Annotated in this window: 11 protein-coding genes; 6 read left to right on the top strand and 5 right to left on the bottom strand. The window is 70.5% G+C overall.

Going from position 1 to position 17045, the window contains the following annotated elements; genetic code table 11:
- Positions 1-777 carry a phosphate ABC transporter ATP-binding protein PstB gene (pstB, locus tag OG371_RS13530; RefSeq protein ID WP_329069090.1) on the top strand — a complete coding sequence of 259 codons (777 nt, stop codon included), beginning with the start codon at positions 1-3 and terminating at the stop codon, positions 775-777.
- 152 nt (positions 778-929) lie between these two features.
- On the opposite strand, the gene phoU is transcribed toward pstB, so the two are convergent.
- From phoU to OG371_RS13505, 5 genes are all read right to left on the bottom strand, one after another.
- The gene (gene phoU / locus OG371_RS13525) at positions 930-1601 is read right to left on the bottom strand and encodes a phosphate signaling complex protein PhoU (RefSeq protein WP_329069088.1); all 672 of its coding nucleotides are present in this window, start codon (positions 1599-1601) and stop codon (positions 930-932) included.
- An 84-nt stretch (positions 1602-1685) separates the two neighbouring features.
- On the bottom strand, positions 1686-3779 hold the full coding sequence (locus OG371_RS13520) for an LCP family glycopolymer transferase (RefSeq protein WP_329069086.1): 2094 nt from the start codon (positions 3777-3779) through the stop codon (positions 1686-1688).
- Between the two features lie 1420 nt (positions 3780-5199).
- Positions 5200-5865 (bottom strand): GGDEF domain-containing protein, encoded by a 666-nt coding sequence (locus OG371_RS13515; RefSeq protein WP_442876109.1) that lies wholly within the window; start codon positions 5863-5865, stop codon positions 5200-5202.
- A 108-nt stretch (positions 5866-5973) separates the two neighbouring features.
- On the bottom strand, positions 5974-6558 hold the full coding sequence (gene idi, locus OG371_RS13510) for an isopentenyl-diphosphate Delta-isomerase (RefSeq protein WP_329069081.1): 585 nt from the start codon (positions 6556-6558) through the stop codon (positions 5974-5976).
- Between the two features lie 153 nt (positions 6559-6711).
- Positions 6712-7545 (bottom strand): alpha/beta fold hydrolase, encoded by an 834-nt coding sequence (locus OG371_RS13505; RefSeq protein ID WP_329069079.1) that lies wholly within the window; start codon positions 7543-7545, stop codon positions 6712-6714.
- Positions 7546-7918: 373 nt separating this feature from the next.
- On the opposite strand from OG371_RS13505, the gene OG371_RS13500 reads away from it, so the two are divergent.
- From OG371_RS13500 to eccCa, 5 genes are all read left to right on the top strand, one after another.
- A complete protein-coding gene (locus OG371_RS13500) occupies positions 7919-8257 on the top strand; it encodes a WXG100 family type VII secretion target (protein WP_091625353.1) in 339 nt (112 codons plus the stop codon).
- A 39-nt stretch (positions 8258-8296) separates the two neighbouring features.
- The gene (locus OG371_RS13495; RefSeq protein WP_329069075.1) at positions 8297-8596 is read left to right on the top strand and encodes a WXG100 family type VII secretion target; all 300 of its coding nucleotides are present in this window, start codon (positions 8297-8299) and stop codon (positions 8594-8596) included.
- 85 nt (positions 8597-8681) lie between these two features.
- Positions 8682-9221, top strand: a complete 540-nt coding sequence (locus OG371_RS13490) for a WXG100 family type VII secretion target (RefSeq protein WP_329069072.1) — start codon at positions 8682-8684, stop codon at positions 9219-9221.
- Positions 9222-9277: 56 nt separating this feature from the next.
- On the top strand, positions 9278-12922 hold the full coding sequence (locus OG371_RS13485) for a hypothetical protein (protein ID WP_329069070.1): 3645 nt from the start codon (positions 9278-9280) through the stop codon (positions 12920-12922).
- Positions 12923-12950: 28 nt separating this feature from the next.
- Entirely contained in the window at positions 12951-16952 is a 4002-nt protein-coding gene (gene eccCa, locus OG371_RS13480; RefSeq protein WP_329069068.1) for a type VII secretion protein EccCa, read from the top strand.
- The last annotated feature ends 93 nt before the right edge of the window (positions 16953-17045 follow it).

Below are 17045 nucleotides of genomic sequence, written 5' to 3'. Positions count from 1 at the left end.
ATGGCCAAGCGAATCGACGTCAAGGACGTAGACATCTACTACGGCAAGTTCCATGCCGTGGACGGCGTCACCCTCCAGGTGCCGCCGCGCAACGTCACCGCGTTCATCGGGCCGTCCGGCTGCGGCAAGTCGACCGTGCTGCGCACGCTGAACCGGATGCACGAGGTCATTCCGGGCGCCCGGGTCGAGGGTGAGGTGCTGCTCGACGGCGAGGACATCTACTCGTCCTCGGTGGACCCGGTCTCGGTGCGCCGCACGATCGGCATGGTGTTCCAGCGCCCGAACCCGTTCCCCACGATGTCCATCAAGGACAACGTGGTGGCCGGCCTGCGCCTGGGCGGCACCAGCAACCGCAAGCAGCTCGACGAGATCGCCGAGCGCGCGCTGCGCGGGGCCAACCTGTGGAACGAGGTCAAGGACCGGCTGAACAAGCCGGGCGGCGGCCTTTCCGGCGGCCAGCAGCAGCGGCTGTGCATCGCGCGCGCCATCGCGGTGCAGCCGGACGTGCTCCTGATGGACGAGCCGTGCTCCGCGCTCGACCCCATCTCCACACTCGCGATCGAGGACCTGATCGGCGAGCTGAAGAAGGAGTACACGATTGTCATCGTGACGCACAACATGCAGCAGGCCGCGCGGGTTTCGGACCAGACGGCGTTCTTCAACCTCGCCGGCGTCGGCCAGCCCGGCCGGCTGGTCGAGCTGAACGACACGGAGAAGATCTTCTCCAACCCGGACGAGAAGGCGACCGAGGACTACATCTCGGGCCGCTTCGGCTGAGCTTCACTGCCGCGGACCGTCGAACGGCTCCTCTGTCCTCAGTGGACGGAGGAGCCGTTTTTCGCTGTCCTTCGGGGGTTTTGACGGTGACATGCCAAAGGCCGCCAGGAGGGCTCGTACCCTCGTGACGGCCTTTGGTGACCCCTGGTACCTCAGAGGTTGAGGTCTTCGTCCGTCCCGTAGCCCGGCATGCGGCCGGTGACCACGAAGATCATCCGCTTGGCCACGGAAACCGCGTGGTCGGCGTAACGCTCGTAGAAGCGGCCCAGCAGGGTGACGTCCACCGCGGCGGCGACGCTGTACGGCCAGTCGCGGTCCATCAGGACGGTGAACAGGTGACGGTGGATGTCGTCGACCTGGTCGTCCTCGGCCTCGAGGTCCTTGGCGGCGTCGACGTCCTTGGTCTTGATGACCACCTCGGCCTGGCGCGCCAGCTTGACCGCGGCGCGGCCCATCTCGGCGAAGTCCGGCTTGACAGAGTCCGGCAGCACCGGCTCGGGGTGGCGGCGCCGCGCGGCCTTGGCGACGTGCAGGGCGAGGTCGCCCATCCGCTCCAGGCTTTCCGCGGCGTGGATCGCGGCCAGCACGGTCCGCAGGTCGGTGGCGACCGGGGCCTGGAGCGCGAGCAGCGCGTACGCCTGCTCCTCGCACTCGGCGCGCGCGTCGTCGACCTTCTGGTCGTCGCTGATCACCTGCTCCGCGAGCCCGAGGTCGACCTCGAGCAACGCCTGGGTCGCACGCTCCATCGCATCGGCGACCTGCACCGACATGGCCGCCAGATTGACGGCGAGCTGGTCGAGTTCGACATGGTAGGCCTCACGCATGGGCCCAACCCTACGGTGCGGACTGTCCGAACACCGCATCGCCGGGTGAACCCGAAGTGAACCCGGCCTAACGAATCCCGCTGGTCAGCCCGAGTTGCCGGCCTTCTTGTCATTGCCGGCCGAAGAGCCGTTCGAGGACGTCTGGGAGGAGCTGGGATTGCCGGCTTCCGCGGCCGTCTGCGAGGGCCCGACTGGCTTGTCGCCGGGCAGCGGGGTGTTGTCGCGCAGGGCGGTGAACAGCTCGTCGGTCTTGGACTTGACCAGCACCTCGTTGCCGCGCTTGTTGGCGGTGCCGGTGGTGGGCACGGTCATGAAGTTGATCTTCGACGGGTCGAGGCCGCGCATGGACTGCGCGAGCGTCATCATCTGCTGCACGCCGAGGTTGTCGCCGAAGGTGGCCCCGGCGAACGCGGTGATGAAACTCGACAGCTTGCTCGGGTCCAGCACGACGTCCGAGGACATGACTTTCTTGAGCAGCGCGCCGATGAACTGCTGCTGCCGCTTGATCCGGCCGTAGTCGGACGTCGGGTCGCCCTTGACGTGCCGGGCGCGCACGTAGCTCAGCGCCTGGTCGCCGGAGATGGTGACGTTGCCGGTCTCCAGCAGGACCTTGCCGAGCACCGTGTCGTCGATGGGCGACGGGTTGTTGATGGTGACGCCGTGCACCGCGTCGACCATCGCCTTGAAGCCGTTGAAGTCGATCCCGACGAAGTGGTTGATCCGCAGGCCGGTGAGCTTCTGGATCACCTTCGTCATGCACTGCGGCCCGCCCACGCCGAACGCGGTGTTCAGCTTCGCGATCGGTTGCCCCTTCACCACTTCGTCGGTGGTGGCGGACTTGGCCGGGTCCCAGCGGTTGCAGTCCGGGCGGCTGATCTCGAGGTCGCGCGGGAAGGAGACGACGACCACGCGCTTCCGGTCGGCGGGCACGTGCGCGACCATCACGGTGTCGGAGCGCGCGCCGGGGACGTTGTCCGCACTGCCGACGTTCTCCTCGGCGGACGCGCCGTCGCGGCTGTCGGAGCCGACCATCAGGAAGTTCTCGTCATTGGCCTGCGCGGCGGCGTTCTGGATGTCGGACGAGTTCTCGTCCAGCGCGGCGACCTGGGTGAACTTGGCGTCGAACCAGTTGACCGCGCCCCAAGCGCCGCCGGTGGCGAGGAAAACCAGCGAGGCCAACACGATCAGCGAGATCCGGCCGATGCGCAAGGCCCGCTCGTTGTGCCGCTGCTTCTTCTCCTGCAACCGCGTCTGCGGCGCCTTGTCGGCATCGTTCTCGGCTTCGGCGCTCTCGGGCTTGTCGCTGGGCATGACAACGCGTTGCAGCGCGGTGCGCGTCTGCTCCAGCAACGCCACCGGCCGCGCGGTAAGCCACTCCCGTCGCTCCCGGCGCTTCGCCTCTTCCGCCTGCATCTCATCGTGGGCCGCGGAGAACCGGGCGAGCGTGTGGTCGATCTTCCGACGGGACTGCGTCGCCTCGTCGATGGCTTCCATCTCGTCCGTCATGGTGAGCGGATCGAGTTCCGACCGGGGCGGGGCGCCGTTCTTCGGCCGCATCGGGGTGCGCCGGGAGCGAGGGCGGCCGTTGGCGTCGGCTGGGTTGACTGCGGAGGTGAGCTGGGTGCGGTCGGCTGGGTTGCCGTTGGGGCCTGGGCGGTCGGCGGGGCTGCCGTTGGGACCGGGCTTGCCGTTGGGGCCGGGGCGTTCGGATCCGGGCAGCCCGTTCGGCAGGTCCAGACCACCGACGGCCGGTGCGAGCGTGGTCCGCTCACCGGTCTTGCCCTTCCCGCGATCCATCGCGGGCGGCATGGCCCGGTCGCCCAGTCCCTTGCGTGAACGCTCGTTCCCGCCGGGACCGCCGAGGGGCATGCCGCGCTCATCGGGCGCCGGGCCGTCGGGGCCGGGCATGCCGCGCTGGGCAAGGGGTTTGCCGTTGGCGCTGGGGAAACCGCGGCCGGGGGTGGACGGTCCGTTCGGGCCAGGCCCGCGATCGGGGAACGGTTTGCCATTGGTGCCAGGCATTCCACGGTCGGCTGGTGACCCGCCGTTGGGACCGGGCATGCCGCGCTCGGCAGCTGACGGCCCGTTCGGCCCTGGCATGCCGCGGTCGGTGGGCGGTTTGCCGTTCGGGCCGGGCATGTTGCGGTCGGCGGAGGGCGTGCCGTTGAGGCCGGGCATGCCGCGTTCGTCGGGGGCGGTGCCGTCGGGGCCGGGGAGGCCGCGGTCGAAGGGGGGTGCGCCGTTCGGGGTGCCGTTGCGGGGCGGGCGGGCGCGGTCGGCTGGGGGGAGCCCGTTCGGGAGCGGAGTCGCGGCGGTTCGGGGGCGGCCTGGCTGGGGGGCGGGCGAGCCGTGGTTGGGCTGGGGAGCCGAGCCGTTGAGGCCGAAGCCGGGCTGGTCGTAACCAGGTTGGTCCGAGGCGTCGTGGTCCGGCGGGGCCGCGTGGGAACCCGTGGACTGGACCGCGGGCGGCTGCGGCGCATCCGGCTGAGCACGGCGGCGGCCGGGACGCGGACCGGTTGCCCCCGGGCCCGTGGGAGCCGGAGCGTGACGCTGCGAAGGAGGTTCCGGAACCGGCAAAGCCGACGTCGAACGACGCGGCCGCGGAGGACGCGGCGCACCTTCATCCTGCGACGACGGGCCAGGCTCCGGACGTGCCCGCCGGCCAGACTCATCCGCACGGCCGGCCGAGTACGACTGCTCATCCGCGTGACCGGGCTGGTAGCCCGGCTCCTCTGCGTGACTGGAGCGCCGCCCAGACGGCTCCGGCTGGCCGTTCCGCCGCCCAGCCGACTCGACCGGAACCGACTGGTAGGCAGCAGAGTCCGCCTGACTGCGGCGCCCAGATGGCTCATCCGCCGGGTAAGCAGCCGAGCCCCCACGGCTGCGGCGTCCCGACGGCTCGCCCGACATGTGCGCGGCCGGGTCAGCCTGGCTGCGACGTCCGGAGGATTCACCGGTCAGAGGTGCGGCGGAATCCGCGGGGCTGCGGCGCCCGGATGGCTCGCCCGACATGCGCGACGCAGGGTCGGGCTGGCTGCGGCGGCCGGAAGGCTCGCCGGTCAGAGGTACCGCCGAGTCGGGCTGGCCGCGGCGTCCCGAAGGTTCACCCGGCAGGTAACTGCTCGAATCCCCGGCCGAGCGGGAGGCGCGTCTGCGGGGTTCCGCTTCGGGTTCCGGCTGCGGGGTGGGTTCGGCGTCGGTTTCGAAGATGGGGCGTTCGCCGGTGTGGCGGGCGACGACGTCGGACACGCTGATGCCGCCGTGGGTGTCCATGGAGCGGCGCCGGCCGGTGCGGGCTCCGCCGGTACCGCCGTCCGAGTGGCGACCGGTGCCGGAGGGGTAACGCTCGTCGGGCACTCGGTCTCCTTTCGCACTTCAGGTACTGGTCAGGCACTTCTCGAACCGGCGGCGTTGCCTTCCGTACGGTCTCTCCCAGGACATGTCGCACCCCGGCGGGTTTTCGTTATCGTACGGATACCCGGCGTTCGTGACGACACCCTCCCGCGAATTTCTTCACCATGCGTCTAACTGGCGTGGCCTGAAGCGGGCGAACAGGTGAAAGTCCGGCTATACGAAATGGAGTAATCCCCCGTTTACGTTACTCAGAGTGGGTAATGACCCGGGCCGTTTCACGGTCGTGATAGGCGACTCTGTTGCGTCCGGCGCGCTTCGCGGCGTACAGCAAGTTGTCCGCGCGGAGTAACTGCCGCTGGGCAGCCTCCGTGTCGGCGGACGCATACGCCAGGCCCACACTGATGGTGACTCTCAGTCCAGGCTGAAGTTCTGACCAGGGGTGACGGGCGACGCGCAATCGGGTCGCGTCGGCGAGGCGGATCGCGCCGGTCGCGTCGATGCCGGGGAGCACGAGTACGAACTCCTCGCCGCCGTAGCGCGCGCAGAAGCCGTCCGCCGGCAGGTCTTCCTGGAGGAGGTCCGCGACGCGGCACAGGACCCGGTCGCCCAGCAGGTGACCGTACGTGTCGTTCACATGCTTGAACCGGTCCAGGTCGATCAGCGCGAGGGCGAGGGTGCGGCCGGACGGCAGGGTCGGCAGCCGCTGGTCGAGATACCGCCGGTTGTAGCTCGACGTCAAGGTGTCACGCAGGCTGCCGGCCCGCGCGATGTCCAGCGCGGAGCGCAGATGCTGGTACGCCCGCTGCCAATCGCCCTGGGTGGCGAACATCCCGGCAATGGACTCGTGCAGTGTCAACAGGTCCGGCGCGCCCACCGTGAGCCTCGCCCCGCGCTCGTCCTCGGCCGCCACACCCACCTCCGCCACCTCATGGTTGTCGACCTATAGGAGCGGTCGCTTGAGGTATCGGTACGGGCTGACGCGAATATCGCTCAAGTGGACGACGCCGGACCGAGGTTGTCACGCACCGAAGTTCTGTTGCCCCAGCAACGAGAACGGTTCCTCGGCCTTGAGCTGGGCGTACTGGTCCTTGGCCCAGTAACTCACACCAGCACCAGGATCTTGGAGCAACTGTGCGTAATCGGCCCAGGAAACCCACCGCCAGCCGCCGACTTCCGCCGGGTTCGGCTCCGGGTCGCGGTCGGCCCAGGCGACGAACACCGGGCAGAACTCGTTCTCCACGATGCCCTCGAACGGCGGAGTCCGGTAGCGGTAGGACGGCAGCACGCACCTCAGGTCCGCCAGCTCCGGCAGCCCGATCTCGTACGCCGCCCGCCGGCGCACGGCGTCCTCCAGCGCCTCACCCGGCGCCGGGTGGCCGCAGACGCTGTTGGTCCAGACGCCCGGCCACACCTTCTTGTCCTGCGCCCGTTGCGTGATCAGCAGGGCTTGGTCGGACCGGCGCAGCACGTAGCAGGAGAACGCGAGGTGCAGCCGCGTCTCGGCGTGGTGGCTGGCGAGCTTCGGGCCGGTCTCGCCGGTGGGCACGCCGTCTTCAGTCACGAAGACGACGCGTTCGGATTCGGTTTCCGTCATGGTGTCCACCCGGACACTGAACACCAGCGCGGGCCGCCTGCGGTACCGCGATGCGGGTGGCTGCAGGGGTTTCCCCTCTTCGGGTGGCGGACGGGGACTGTCCGTGACTGTCCATATAGTACGTCCATAGTGGACTCCATAAAAATAAAGACCACAGTGGACTCAGTGCGCCGAGAGGTGCTCGACGAGCAGTGAGGTGAGGGCCTCCGGCGCCTCCTCCGCAACCCAGTGCGAGACGTCCTCGAGCATCTCGAAGCGGTACGGCCCGGTCACCCAGTTCTCCGTGTCGAATGCCGCCACAGAGCCAAAAGCCACGTCTTCGGTCGTCCACACGTACATCGTCGGGACGGAGATCTTGCCGATCTTCCCGCCCGGCCGGCCGGCGCGGTACCAGTTGAGCGCGGCGGTGAGCGCGCCCGGCTCCGAGAGCCGCTGCACGTACTCGTCGATCTTGCTCGGCGGCACGCGGCGGTCGAAGATGTCGCGCAGCGCCCGCGCCCCGTCGGCCAGCATCCGCTGCTCGGTGACCCGGGTCTGCCGCCATTCGGTCATGTAGCCCGAGCGCAGGTGCTGGTCCTCGTCCGTTTTCATCGCCGCGGCGAGCGCGGCCGGGTGCGGGGTCGAGACGACGGCGAGGCTGCGCAGCCGCTCCGGGTGCGCGTCCGCCGCCCACCACGCGACGGCGCCGCCCCAGTCGTGGCCGATGAGGTCGAATTCGCGCCAACCGAGCCGGTCCGCGATGGCGAAGGCGTCTTCGACGAGGGTGGTGATGCCGTACTCGGCCGGCTGCTCCGGGCGCACCGACGGCGAGTACCCCCGCTGGTCCGGCGCCACCGCGCGGTAGCCGAGCACGCCGAGGGTCGCCACCTGGTGCTCCCACTCGACGGCGGCCTCGGGAAAGCCGTGCAGGAGCAGGACGGGGCGGCCGCCTTCGGGCCCGGCCGCGATCGCGTCGAAGGCGCCGGCTTCGGTCGGAATGCTGAGCTGGTCGATCACCTCTCGCACTCTACGGCCCGGCACCGACACTTTCATTCGAGTGCGGGCAGGCAGACCTCGGCGGACAAAGGGGCACCGAACGTGGTTGCAAGAACCTTCGAACCGTCGCTGTGCTGGGAGATCTCCGGATCTGTCCGTTTTTGTCCGGGGTTGCCCGTGTGGCCGCGAGGGTGTGTGCAGAAGGGAACAGGGTGGCGACAACCTGCCGAGGGCTCACTTACCGTCACCTCGTCGTCTCCGACCGGTTCTCGCGAGGCTGTACCCGGGGTTACGACAACGCAATGAGCCGCCCCAGCGGTAGTTCCGTGTGGACGGTGAACGGTTTCGACGACAAGTCGATAAATCTGGATCAGATCGAACCGAGGAGACAAACATGGCTTCGCAGAACGGCGCAAAGGTCGACTCTGGCGTAATGCGCCAGGGTGCGTCCGTCATCACCAGCACCGGTGACGGCATCACCAGGGTCAACGGTCAGGTCGACTCCACCATGCACAGCCTCCGCGCGACCTGGCAGTCGGACGCCGCGCTGGTGTTCGACCAGGCGATGGCCTCCTTCGACCAGACCGTGAAGACGATCGTGCAGCGGCTCACCACGCTGTCCGAGCACGTCACCCAGGGCGCGGCCGAGTACGACTCCCGCGACGAGGACAACACCTCGCAGGCCAAGGCCCAGGCTGCCGTCATCGGCGGCGGCGGCCTCGCCGGCTTCTGACCGTCCTCCAAACCCCGTTCGCAGGAAAGGAAAAACCCCATGGCTCTGGGCCAGTTCACCATCAGCTTCACCGAAATGCAGAGCACCGTCGAGCAGGCGAAGCAGCAGTCGAACCAGATCACCGAGCTGCTGGACCAGATGCGCACCACCATCCAGGCTCAGCGTGAGCACTGGACCGGTGCCGCGGCCGACGAGTTCCAGTCGACCTACGAGTGGTGCCACCAGCAGGCGCTGACCCTGCCGCAGGCGCTCGACGCCGCGGGCCGGACGCTCGCCACGATCAACGAAGGCACGTCCACGACCGAGGGCAGCAACGCGCAGCGGTTCGCCCAGCGCTGATGCCGGCGGCGCGGGCTCCCGGGGGCGCGGCGGCCGCGCCCCCGGGTGTCCGGCCCGAGACCCGAAAGGACAGTGATCAGCAGCCATGACGTACGGCACTCTGGACGGGACGCTTCCGCCCCCGGCCGACGACAAGCCCAAGGGCCCGTTCACCAGCCCGGGGGACCAGACTCCCCCGGACCCGGGCAACCAGTGGATCCCGACCGGCGACGTCGGCGCCCCGCCCGCGGTCCCGGGCGGCTCCGAGCACCCGGGCAAGGGCGTGACCACAGTCAACACCCAGGCGATGCGCACCTTCGCGGACAACATGCGGACGCTGGCCGAGGGCCCGCTGGCCAACATCCCCGCCGACCTCGACGGCGTGAACATCAAGCCGGGCGTTTTCGCCACGGCGCACGACAAGCTCATCCAGCCGATCGTCGGCGAGGGCGGGCTCCGGGACACCACCCGTACCACGGTGCAGGACCTGGTGACCGCGCTGAACGACGCCGCGGACGCGGTGACCAAGGCGGCGAACGCGTACGACAGCGCGGACGAGGCCAACAAGATGACCACCGATGAGTACAACCAGTACTTCGGTCAGCTCAGCTCGGAGATCACCGGGGCGGGGCAGAAGCGCAGCTGACCGATCCCGGGACGGGCGGTGGGTTTCCAGGTTGTTTTCGAGGCTGACGAGGGACGATGGCAGACGACAACAACAGCAAAGGGTTCACGAGCGACGACAACGGTGTCTGGCCTGACTCCAGCACCACGCCGACGAACTCCACCGGTGATCCGAGCAAGGACTTCGCCGGCATGACCTGGAAACAGATCGAGGCGGCAATCCTCGGCGGCGGCTCGATGGCGCCGGGCCAGGCCCAGGCGGACCAGGCCTACTCCAACGTGAACTGGCAGTCCTTGCAGGCCGCCGCCGGGGTTTTCCAGACCACCCAGCTCAACCTCGCCATGGTCTCGCAGGCGATCAAGGACCAGACCGCGGCGCTGGCCGGCGGCGACGGCCCGTGGAAGGGCACCGCGGCCACCAACTTCAAGACCATGATGGACAACATGGCCGCGAAGTTCGACGGCCTGGTGCACCAGATCACCGACGGCGGCAACGGCGGGCGCAACGTCCCGACCCAGCTCGTCAACTCCGCCGCGTACCTCCAGTGGGCCCAGAACACCCTGCGCTACATCGACAGCTACTACGCCCAGCAGGTGATCGAGCGCGGCAAGGTGCTCAACGACGGGCGCGCGTACATCTCGCAGTTCCCGGACGCGGTCGAGATGATGACCAACGACATGCGCAAGGTCGGCGACCAGCTGTCCGGCAAGTACCACTCGTTCAGCACGGCCAGCAACACCTCCTCGACGCCGCCTCCTCCCGGTGGTGGTGGCGGAGACATGCCGCCGCCCCCGGTACCGCCCCCGCCGCCGCCCGTCCCGCCGCCGCCGGACGCTCCTCCGCCCCCGGCGGTCCCCCCGCCCACTCCGCCGCCCGTCGCGCCGCCGCCCCCGAACGTGCCGCCGCCCGGCGGTGGCAACGTGCCGCCGCCGAACGTCCCGCCGCCCCCCGGTGGCACCGGTGGCGGCCCGGGTGGGGGTGGCACCCCGCCGCCGTTGAACAGCGCCAACGTCCCGCCTCCGCCCGGTGACACGGGTGGCGGCCCGGGCGGTGGCGGTGGCACGCCGCCGCCGTTCAAGAACCTCGCCGTGAGCCCCCCGCCGGGCTCCGGTCCCGGCAGCGGCCCCGGCACCAACCCGGCGTCGATCCCGCCGCCGCCCGGAGACACCGGTGGCGGCCCGGGGAGTGGCCCCGGCGCGATCCCGCCGCTGACGTCGCCGAACATCCCGGCGCCGCCCGGCAGCGGGCCCGGCAGCGGACCCGGTGCGAAGGACAACACCAAGGGCCTCGGCGACATCAAGCCGCCCGCGCTCAACGGTCCGCCCGGCGACACCGGCGGCAGCAACGGCCTCGGTGGCACCAACGGGCTGGGCAGCAACGGGCTCGGCAACATCAAGTCGCCGTCGCTCGGCGGGCCGCCGGGAGACCTCGGTGGCAGCAATGGGCTCGGTGGCGCGAACGGCCTCGGCAACACCAACGGGCTCACCAACAACGCGCTCAACCCGGCCCAGCTGCCGCCGAGCCTGCAGAACCCGCCCGGTGACACCAAGGGCGGCGGCATGCCGATGATGCCGCCGGGCGGCATGGGCGCGGGTGGCGCCGGCGGCAACGGTTCCGGTGCCGAGCGGCCCGACTCCTCGGGCCTGCTGGGCGGCATCGACAAGCCGTGGATCCCGAATCCGCCGAACGGCATCGGCGACCCGAACGCGCTCGGCCAGACGCCGCCGCTGAACCCGGCGTCCTGGGCCCCGCCGCCCGGGGACGTCGGCACCGGCGGCAGTGGAACCGGCGGTCCCGGCACGAGCGGGATCAATGGCCTCGGTAGCACCGGCTCCGGGCCGTCGGGCCTCGGTGACATCAAGGGCCTTGACCCGAGCCAGTTCGTGCCGCCGCCGGGGTTGAACGACCAGAACCTCAACGGGCAGCAGCTTCCCGGCGGTCAGCAGGGCCCCGGTTCGCCGATGATGCCGCCGGGCGGAATGGGTGCCGGTGGTGCTGGTGCCAACGGTTCCAGCGCCGAGCGTCCGGACTCGGCGGGGCTGCTGGGTGGCGTGAACGAGCCGTGGAACGCGAGTACGCCGGACGGTATCGGCGACCCGAGTTCGTTCGGTGAGACGCCGCCGTTGAACCCGGCTTCGTGGGCTCCGCCGCCCGGGGACGTCGGCACGAACCTGACCGGCGCGGGCACCGGGCTGGGCGGCGCCACCGGCTCCGACCCGGGTCTTGGTGACATCAAGGGTCTTGACCCGAGCCAGTTCGTCGCTCCGCCCGGGCTGAACTCGAACGGGCAGCAGCTTCCGGGCGGGCAGCAGAGCGCGAGTTCGCCGATGATGCCGCCGGGCGGGATGGGCGCGGGTGGTGCTGGTGCCAACGGTTCCAGTGCTGAGCGTCCGGACTCGGCGGGTCTGCTGGGTGGTGTGAACGAGCCGTGGAACGCGAGTACGCCGGACGGCATCGGCGACCCGAGTTCGTTCGGTGAGACGCCGCCGTTGAACCCGGCTTCGTGGGCTCCGCCGCCGGGCACTGACGCCAACGGGCTCAGTGGTGCGGATTCGGGTCTTGGTGACATCAAGGGCCTGAACCCGAACGAGTTCGTCGCTCCGCCGGGGCTCAACGAGCAGATTCCGAACGGTCAGCAGAGCGCGAGCTCGCCGATGATGCCGCCGGGCGGGATGGGCGCGGGTGGTGCTGGTGCCAACGGTTCCGGTGCCGAACGCCCCGACTCCGCCGGTCTGCTCGGTGGCGTGAACGAGCCGTGGAACGCGAGCACCGCGAACGGAGTCGGCGACCCGAGTTCGTTCGGTGACACCCCGCCGTTGCAGGCGGCGTCGTGGGCCTCGGGCGACCCGGGGACCGCGGATCTCGCCGCGGCGACGAACCCTGGCGACCTCACTAGCCCCAGCGACCTGACGGCCTTCCCGCCCACCCCGGGCGTTCCGACGGCCGCACCGGGCATGCCGATGAGCCCGCCGCCGGCCGGCGCTGCCGCCAACGGTTCCGCGGTCGAGCGTCCCGATTCCGCGGGGCTGCTGAACGGCGTGTCCGAACCGTGGTCGAGCGGACCGGTTCCGGCCGTCGGCGACCCGTCCGCGGTGTCCGAGACGCCGCCCGGCACCGGCTGGTCCGCCCAGCCGCCCGCCGCGGTTCCGGGCTGGGGCACGCAGCCGGTCGAGCATCAGTCCACTTCGGACGTTCCAGTGACGCCGTTCGTCCAGCCCGGCTGGGGCGTCGCGGACCCGGGTGAGCCGTCGCGTGACCGTCGGGACAAGGCCATGCCGGGCGACGGCCCGTCCGACGGCATCGTGCGGATCGCCGTGGTCCAGCCCGCGGAGGCCGACGACACCTCGGCGTGGGACGTCGGGACGGCGGAGTTCCTCCCCGGCCTGCTGCCCGCGTCGATGCCGGTCCAGCCCGCGGAGCGCGAAGAGGACTTGACCACCGACCTGGTGGAGCGCACCGACGAGCCGTGGCGTCCCGCCGAGGACGCCGAGGCGCCGCGCGCGACCTACCAGCGGCTGCGGTCCGGGCAGGGCGAGTTCATCCCGGACGAGCTGCCCACCTGCGGTGACGGCCCGCCGCCGGAGCCGGAACCGGAGGTGTCCGAAAAGGACACTCCCGCGGACGGCGAAGAGGAAGAAGAGCGCACCATGGCCGACCTGCTGAGCCAGGACGGCAACGCGTGGGGCGGCCCGGCGAGCAAGCCGTCCGGCGTCTTGGAGTGAGGGTCCGACCGATGAAGGAGGTGCACTGGTGAGCACGGAAACCGTCAAGCGCGGGCCGCGGGCAGCGGGTCCCGAGCTGCCCGAGGGGCAGGAAGAGCTGCAGGAGCCGCCGGTGCTCGCCGAGCCGGCGGCGCGGGACTTCAACTCGCTGCTGATGATGCTGCCGATGGGCATCGGGTCGATGGTGATGGTGCTGTCGTTCTCCGGGGTCGGCGGCAGCTCGCCGATGACCTACGTGCTCGGCGGCGGCATGGGCGTCTCGATGATGGCGATGAGCCTCGGCCAGCTGACGCGTTCGGCGGGCGAGCGCAAGCGCAAGATGCGCGCCGAGCGCCGGGACTACCTCCGCTACATCACACAGGTGCGCGGCCGGGCCCGTTCGACGGCGGAGCAGCAGCGCCGGGCGGTGGCGTGGAACAACCCGTCGCCGGATTCGCTGTGGTCGCTGGCGATGGGCCCGCGGCTGTGGGAGCGACGGGTCAGCCACGAGGACTTCGGCCGGGTGCGGATCGGCCTCGGCTCGCAGCAGTCGGCGCTGGAGCTGGTCCCGCCGGTGACGAAGCCGATCGAGGACCTCGAGCCGCTGTCGGCGATTTCGCTGCGCCGGTTCACCGAGACCTACCGGACGCTCTCGGGCATCCCGACGGCGGTGGGCCTGCGCAGCTTCACCAGCGTCGAGTTCGACGGCGACCCCGAGGCCGCCGTCGGGCTGGCCCGGGCGATGCTGGCGCAGCTGGTCACCTTCCAGTCGCCGGACGAGCTGCGGGTCGCGGTGCTCACCACCGAGGCCGCGCAGTCGCAGTGGGACTGGGTGAAGTGGTTGCCGCACAACAACCACCCGACGCTGCGCGACGCCGCGGGCCCGTTGCGGCTGCTGGCTTCGGACCACGACGAGCTGATGGACATCCTCGGCGAGGACGTCGCCGACCGCGACGACCACGACAAGTCCGTCGGCCCCACCACCACTGAGCCGATGGTGGTGATCGTGGCGCACATGGCGTCGCTGCCCGAGTCCTCACGGCTGCTCGGCGCGGGCCTGCGCAACGTGGTGCTGCTCGACGTCACCGGCGCGCTGCCCGGCGGCCCGAAGGTGCTGCGGCTCTCGACCAAGGACGACCGCGTCGAGTTCCCGGCCGGCACCGGCGTCGGCTCCGCGATACGTGACGAGCTGTCGGTGGTCCAGGCCGAGGGCCTCGCCCGGCTGCTCGCGCCGAAGCGCACCAGCGGCACGCTGGAGATCGCGGACCAGCCGCTGGAGAGCGATTTCGGCCTCACCGCGTTGCTGAACATCCGCGACGTCTACTCGTTCGACGTCCCCGCACAGTGGCGGCCCCGTGCCGTGCAGCGCGCGCGGATGTCGGTGCCCATCGGCGTGACCGAAGAGGGCGAGATCGTCGAGCTGGACCTGAAGGAGTCGGCGCAGGGCGGCATGGGCCCGCACGGCATGCTGATCGGCGCCACCGGCTCGGGCAAGTCCGAGCTGCTGCGGACGCTGGTGCTGGGGCTGGCGGCCACGCACTCGTCGGAGATCCTCAACTTCGTGCTCGTCGACTTCAAGGGCGGCGCGACCTTCCTCGGCATGGACAAGCTGCCGCACACCTCGGCGATGATCACCAACCTGGCCGACGAGCTGCCGCTAGTCGACCGCATGCAGGACTCGCTCAACGGCGAGATGGTGCGGCGCCAGGAACAGCTGCGCGCGAGCGGCCACCCGTCGCTGTTCGAGTACGAGAAGGCCCGCGCGGCCGGTGAGCAGCTGGCGCCGATGCCGACGCTGTTCCTGGTCGTCGACGAGTTCTCCGAGCTGTTGAGCGCGAAGCCGGAGTTCATGGAGCTGTTCGTCTCGGTCGGACGGCTCGGCCGAAGCCTCGGCGTGCACCTGCTGCTCGCTTCGCAGCGGCTTGACGAGGGCCGCATCCACCGCGTCGAGGGCCACCTTTCGTACCGGATCGCGCTGCGCACGTTCTCCTCCATGGAGTCCCGCAGCGTGATCGGCGCCGGCAGCGCGTACGAGCTGCCGTCCGAGCCCGGCAACGGCTACCTCAAGATCGACACCACGAACCTGGTCCGCTTCAAGGCCGCCTACGTCTCAGGCCCCGTCCCGGCCGGCAGCGGTGAAGGTGCGGCAGTGGACGCCGCCCGGGTCAGCCGGGAGGTCGTGCCCTTTTTCACCCAGGCCCGCCCGGTCCGGCTGATCATCCGCGACGACGAGATCGGCGAAAGCGCCGAGAAGTCCGAAGAGGACATTCACGAGAACGCCGGGCCGACCGGCCCGACGCTCGCGGACGTGTTCGTCGAGCGGCTCACCGGCGCCGGCCCGGCCGCGCGCCAGGTGTGGCTGCCGCCGCTGGCGGAGTCGCCGAGCCTCGACTCGCTGCTGCCGAGCGTGCTGCCGGACCCGGTGCGCGGCATGACCGTGCAGGACCCGGCGCACCACGGCCGGTTGCGCGTGCCGATGGGCATGATCGACCGGCCGTTCGAGCAGGTGCGCGAGCTGCTGCTGGCGGACCTTTCCGGCGCGGCCGGGCACGTGGCCGTGGTCGGCGGCCCGCAGACCGGCAAGTCGACGCTGGTGCGCACCCTGGTGCTGGCGCTGGCGATGACCCACACCCCGGACGAGGTGCAGTTCTACGGCCTGGACTTCGGCGGTGGCGGCATCATGTCGATCAGCGGCCTGCCGCACGTCGGCTCGGTCGCGACGCGGCTGGAGCGCGACCGCGTGGTGCGGACCATCGAAGAGATCTCGCAGATCATGGAGTACCGCGAGAACGTCTTCTCCGAGCGCGGCATCGAGTCGATGGAGGTCTACCGGCAGCTGCGCCGCCGCGGCCGGCTGGAGGACTCGTTCGGCGACGTCTTCCTGGTCATCGACGGCTGGTTCTCGTTGAAGAACGATTACAACGAGCTGGAGGCGAAGATCGGCGAGCTGGCCTCGCGCGGCCTGTCGTTCGGCATCCACGTGGTGATCGCGTCGACGCGCTGGTCGGAGATCCGGCCGTACCTGCGCGATCTGCTCCAGACCCGGTTCGAGCTGCGCCTCGGCGACCCGATGGAGTCGGAGATCGGCTCCCGCAAGGCGAAGACGGTGCCGAACCAGCCGGGCCGCGGCATGACGCCGGACGGGCTGCACTTCCTGGCCGGCCTGCCGCGGATGGACGGCAGCTCGGCCACGGACGACCTGGCCGCCGCGACCAAGGCCGTCGCCGAAGAGGTGCACACCTTCTGGCCCGGCCGCAAGGCGCCGTCGGTGCGGATGCTGCCCTCGACGCTGCCGATCACCGAGCTGCCCCGGCCCGACGGCGACCTGCGGATGGCGCTGGGCCAGGACGAGCAGCGGCTGCTGCCGGTGTGGCAGAACTTCGAGGCCACCCCGCACCTGCTGGTGTTCGGCGACAACGAGACCGGCAAGACCAACCTGCTGCGGCTGTCACTGCGCTCGATCCTTTCGCGGTACCAGCCGGCCGAGGCGAAGATCGTGCTGGCCGACCCGAGCCGCATGCTCGACGCCGAGGTCCCGGAGGCCTACCGCGTCGGCTACGCGACCACCTCGGAAGCGTTGCAGGAGCTGGCAAAACAGGCCAGCGTGTCGCTCTCGCCGCGGGTGCCCGACCAGAGCATCACGGCCGACCGGCTCAAGCGCCGCGACTGGTGGACCGGCCCCCGGCTGTTCTTCGTGGTCGACGACTACCAGCTGCTCACCACGGGCATGGGCTCGCCGCTGGAGCCGTTGCTCTCGCTGCTGGCGCAGGGCGCGTACATCGGCTTCCACCTGATCGTCGCGCGCAGCACCTCGGGCGCGATGCGGGCGCTGAGCGATCCGGTGATCCGCCGGATCTGGGAGCTGGGCAGCCCCGGGATCGTGTTCTCCTACCCCAAGGAGGAGGGCAAGTTCCTCGGCGAGGCAACGCCGCGCAAGCTGCCGCCCGGCCGCGCCCAGCTGGTCACCCGCCGCGGTGTGAAGCTCATGCAGACCGGTTACGTGCCCACGAGTGCCGACGCCGACCAGCCGCTGGCGGGAGGCCTCCGATGAGCCCGCTGCGCCCGCTGCGCCCGATGCGCCCCAATGTGGCGTTGGTTGCGTTGAGCGCACCCAATGTGGCGTTGGGTGCGTTGAACGCACCCA

Origin of the sequence: Amycolatopsis sp. NBC_01480, assembly GCF_036227205.1 — a bacterium.
Lineage (GTDB): Bacteria > Actinomycetota > Actinomycetes > Mycobacteriales > Pseudonocardiaceae > Amycolatopsis.
Note: the sequence above shows the minus strand (reverse complement) of the source record. Positions and strands in the feature narration are given on the sequence as shown.

Bases quoted from the DNA above. Each gene is read 5' to 3' on its own strand.
- OG371_RS13495 (WP_329069075.1), top strand. From the start codon at position 8,297: ATGGCTCTGGGCCAGTTCACCATCAGCTTCACCGAAATGCAGAGCACC.
- OG371_RS13485 (WP_329069070.1), top strand. From the start codon at position 9,278: ATGGCAGACGACAACAACAGCAAAGGGTTCACGAGCGACGACAACGGT.
- pstB (WP_329069090.1), top strand. From the start codon at position 1: ATGGCCAAGCGAATCGACGTCAAGGACGTAGACATCTACTACGGCAAG.
- OG371_RS13490 (WP_329069072.1), top strand. From the start codon at position 8,682: ATGACGTACGGCACTCTGGACGGGACGCTTCCGCCCCCGGCCGACGAC.
- OG371_RS13500 (WP_091625353.1), top strand. From the start codon at position 7,919: ATGGCTTCGCAGAACGGCGCAAAGGTCGACTCTGGCGTAATGCGCCAG.
- phoU (WP_329069088.1), bottom strand. From the start codon at position 1,601: ATGCGTGAGGCCTACCATGTCGAACTCGACCAGCTCGCCGTCAATCTG.
- OG371_RS13520 (WP_329069086.1), bottom strand. From the start codon at position 3,779: ATGCCCGGCCTCAACGGCACGCCCTCCGCCGACCGCAACATGCCCGGC.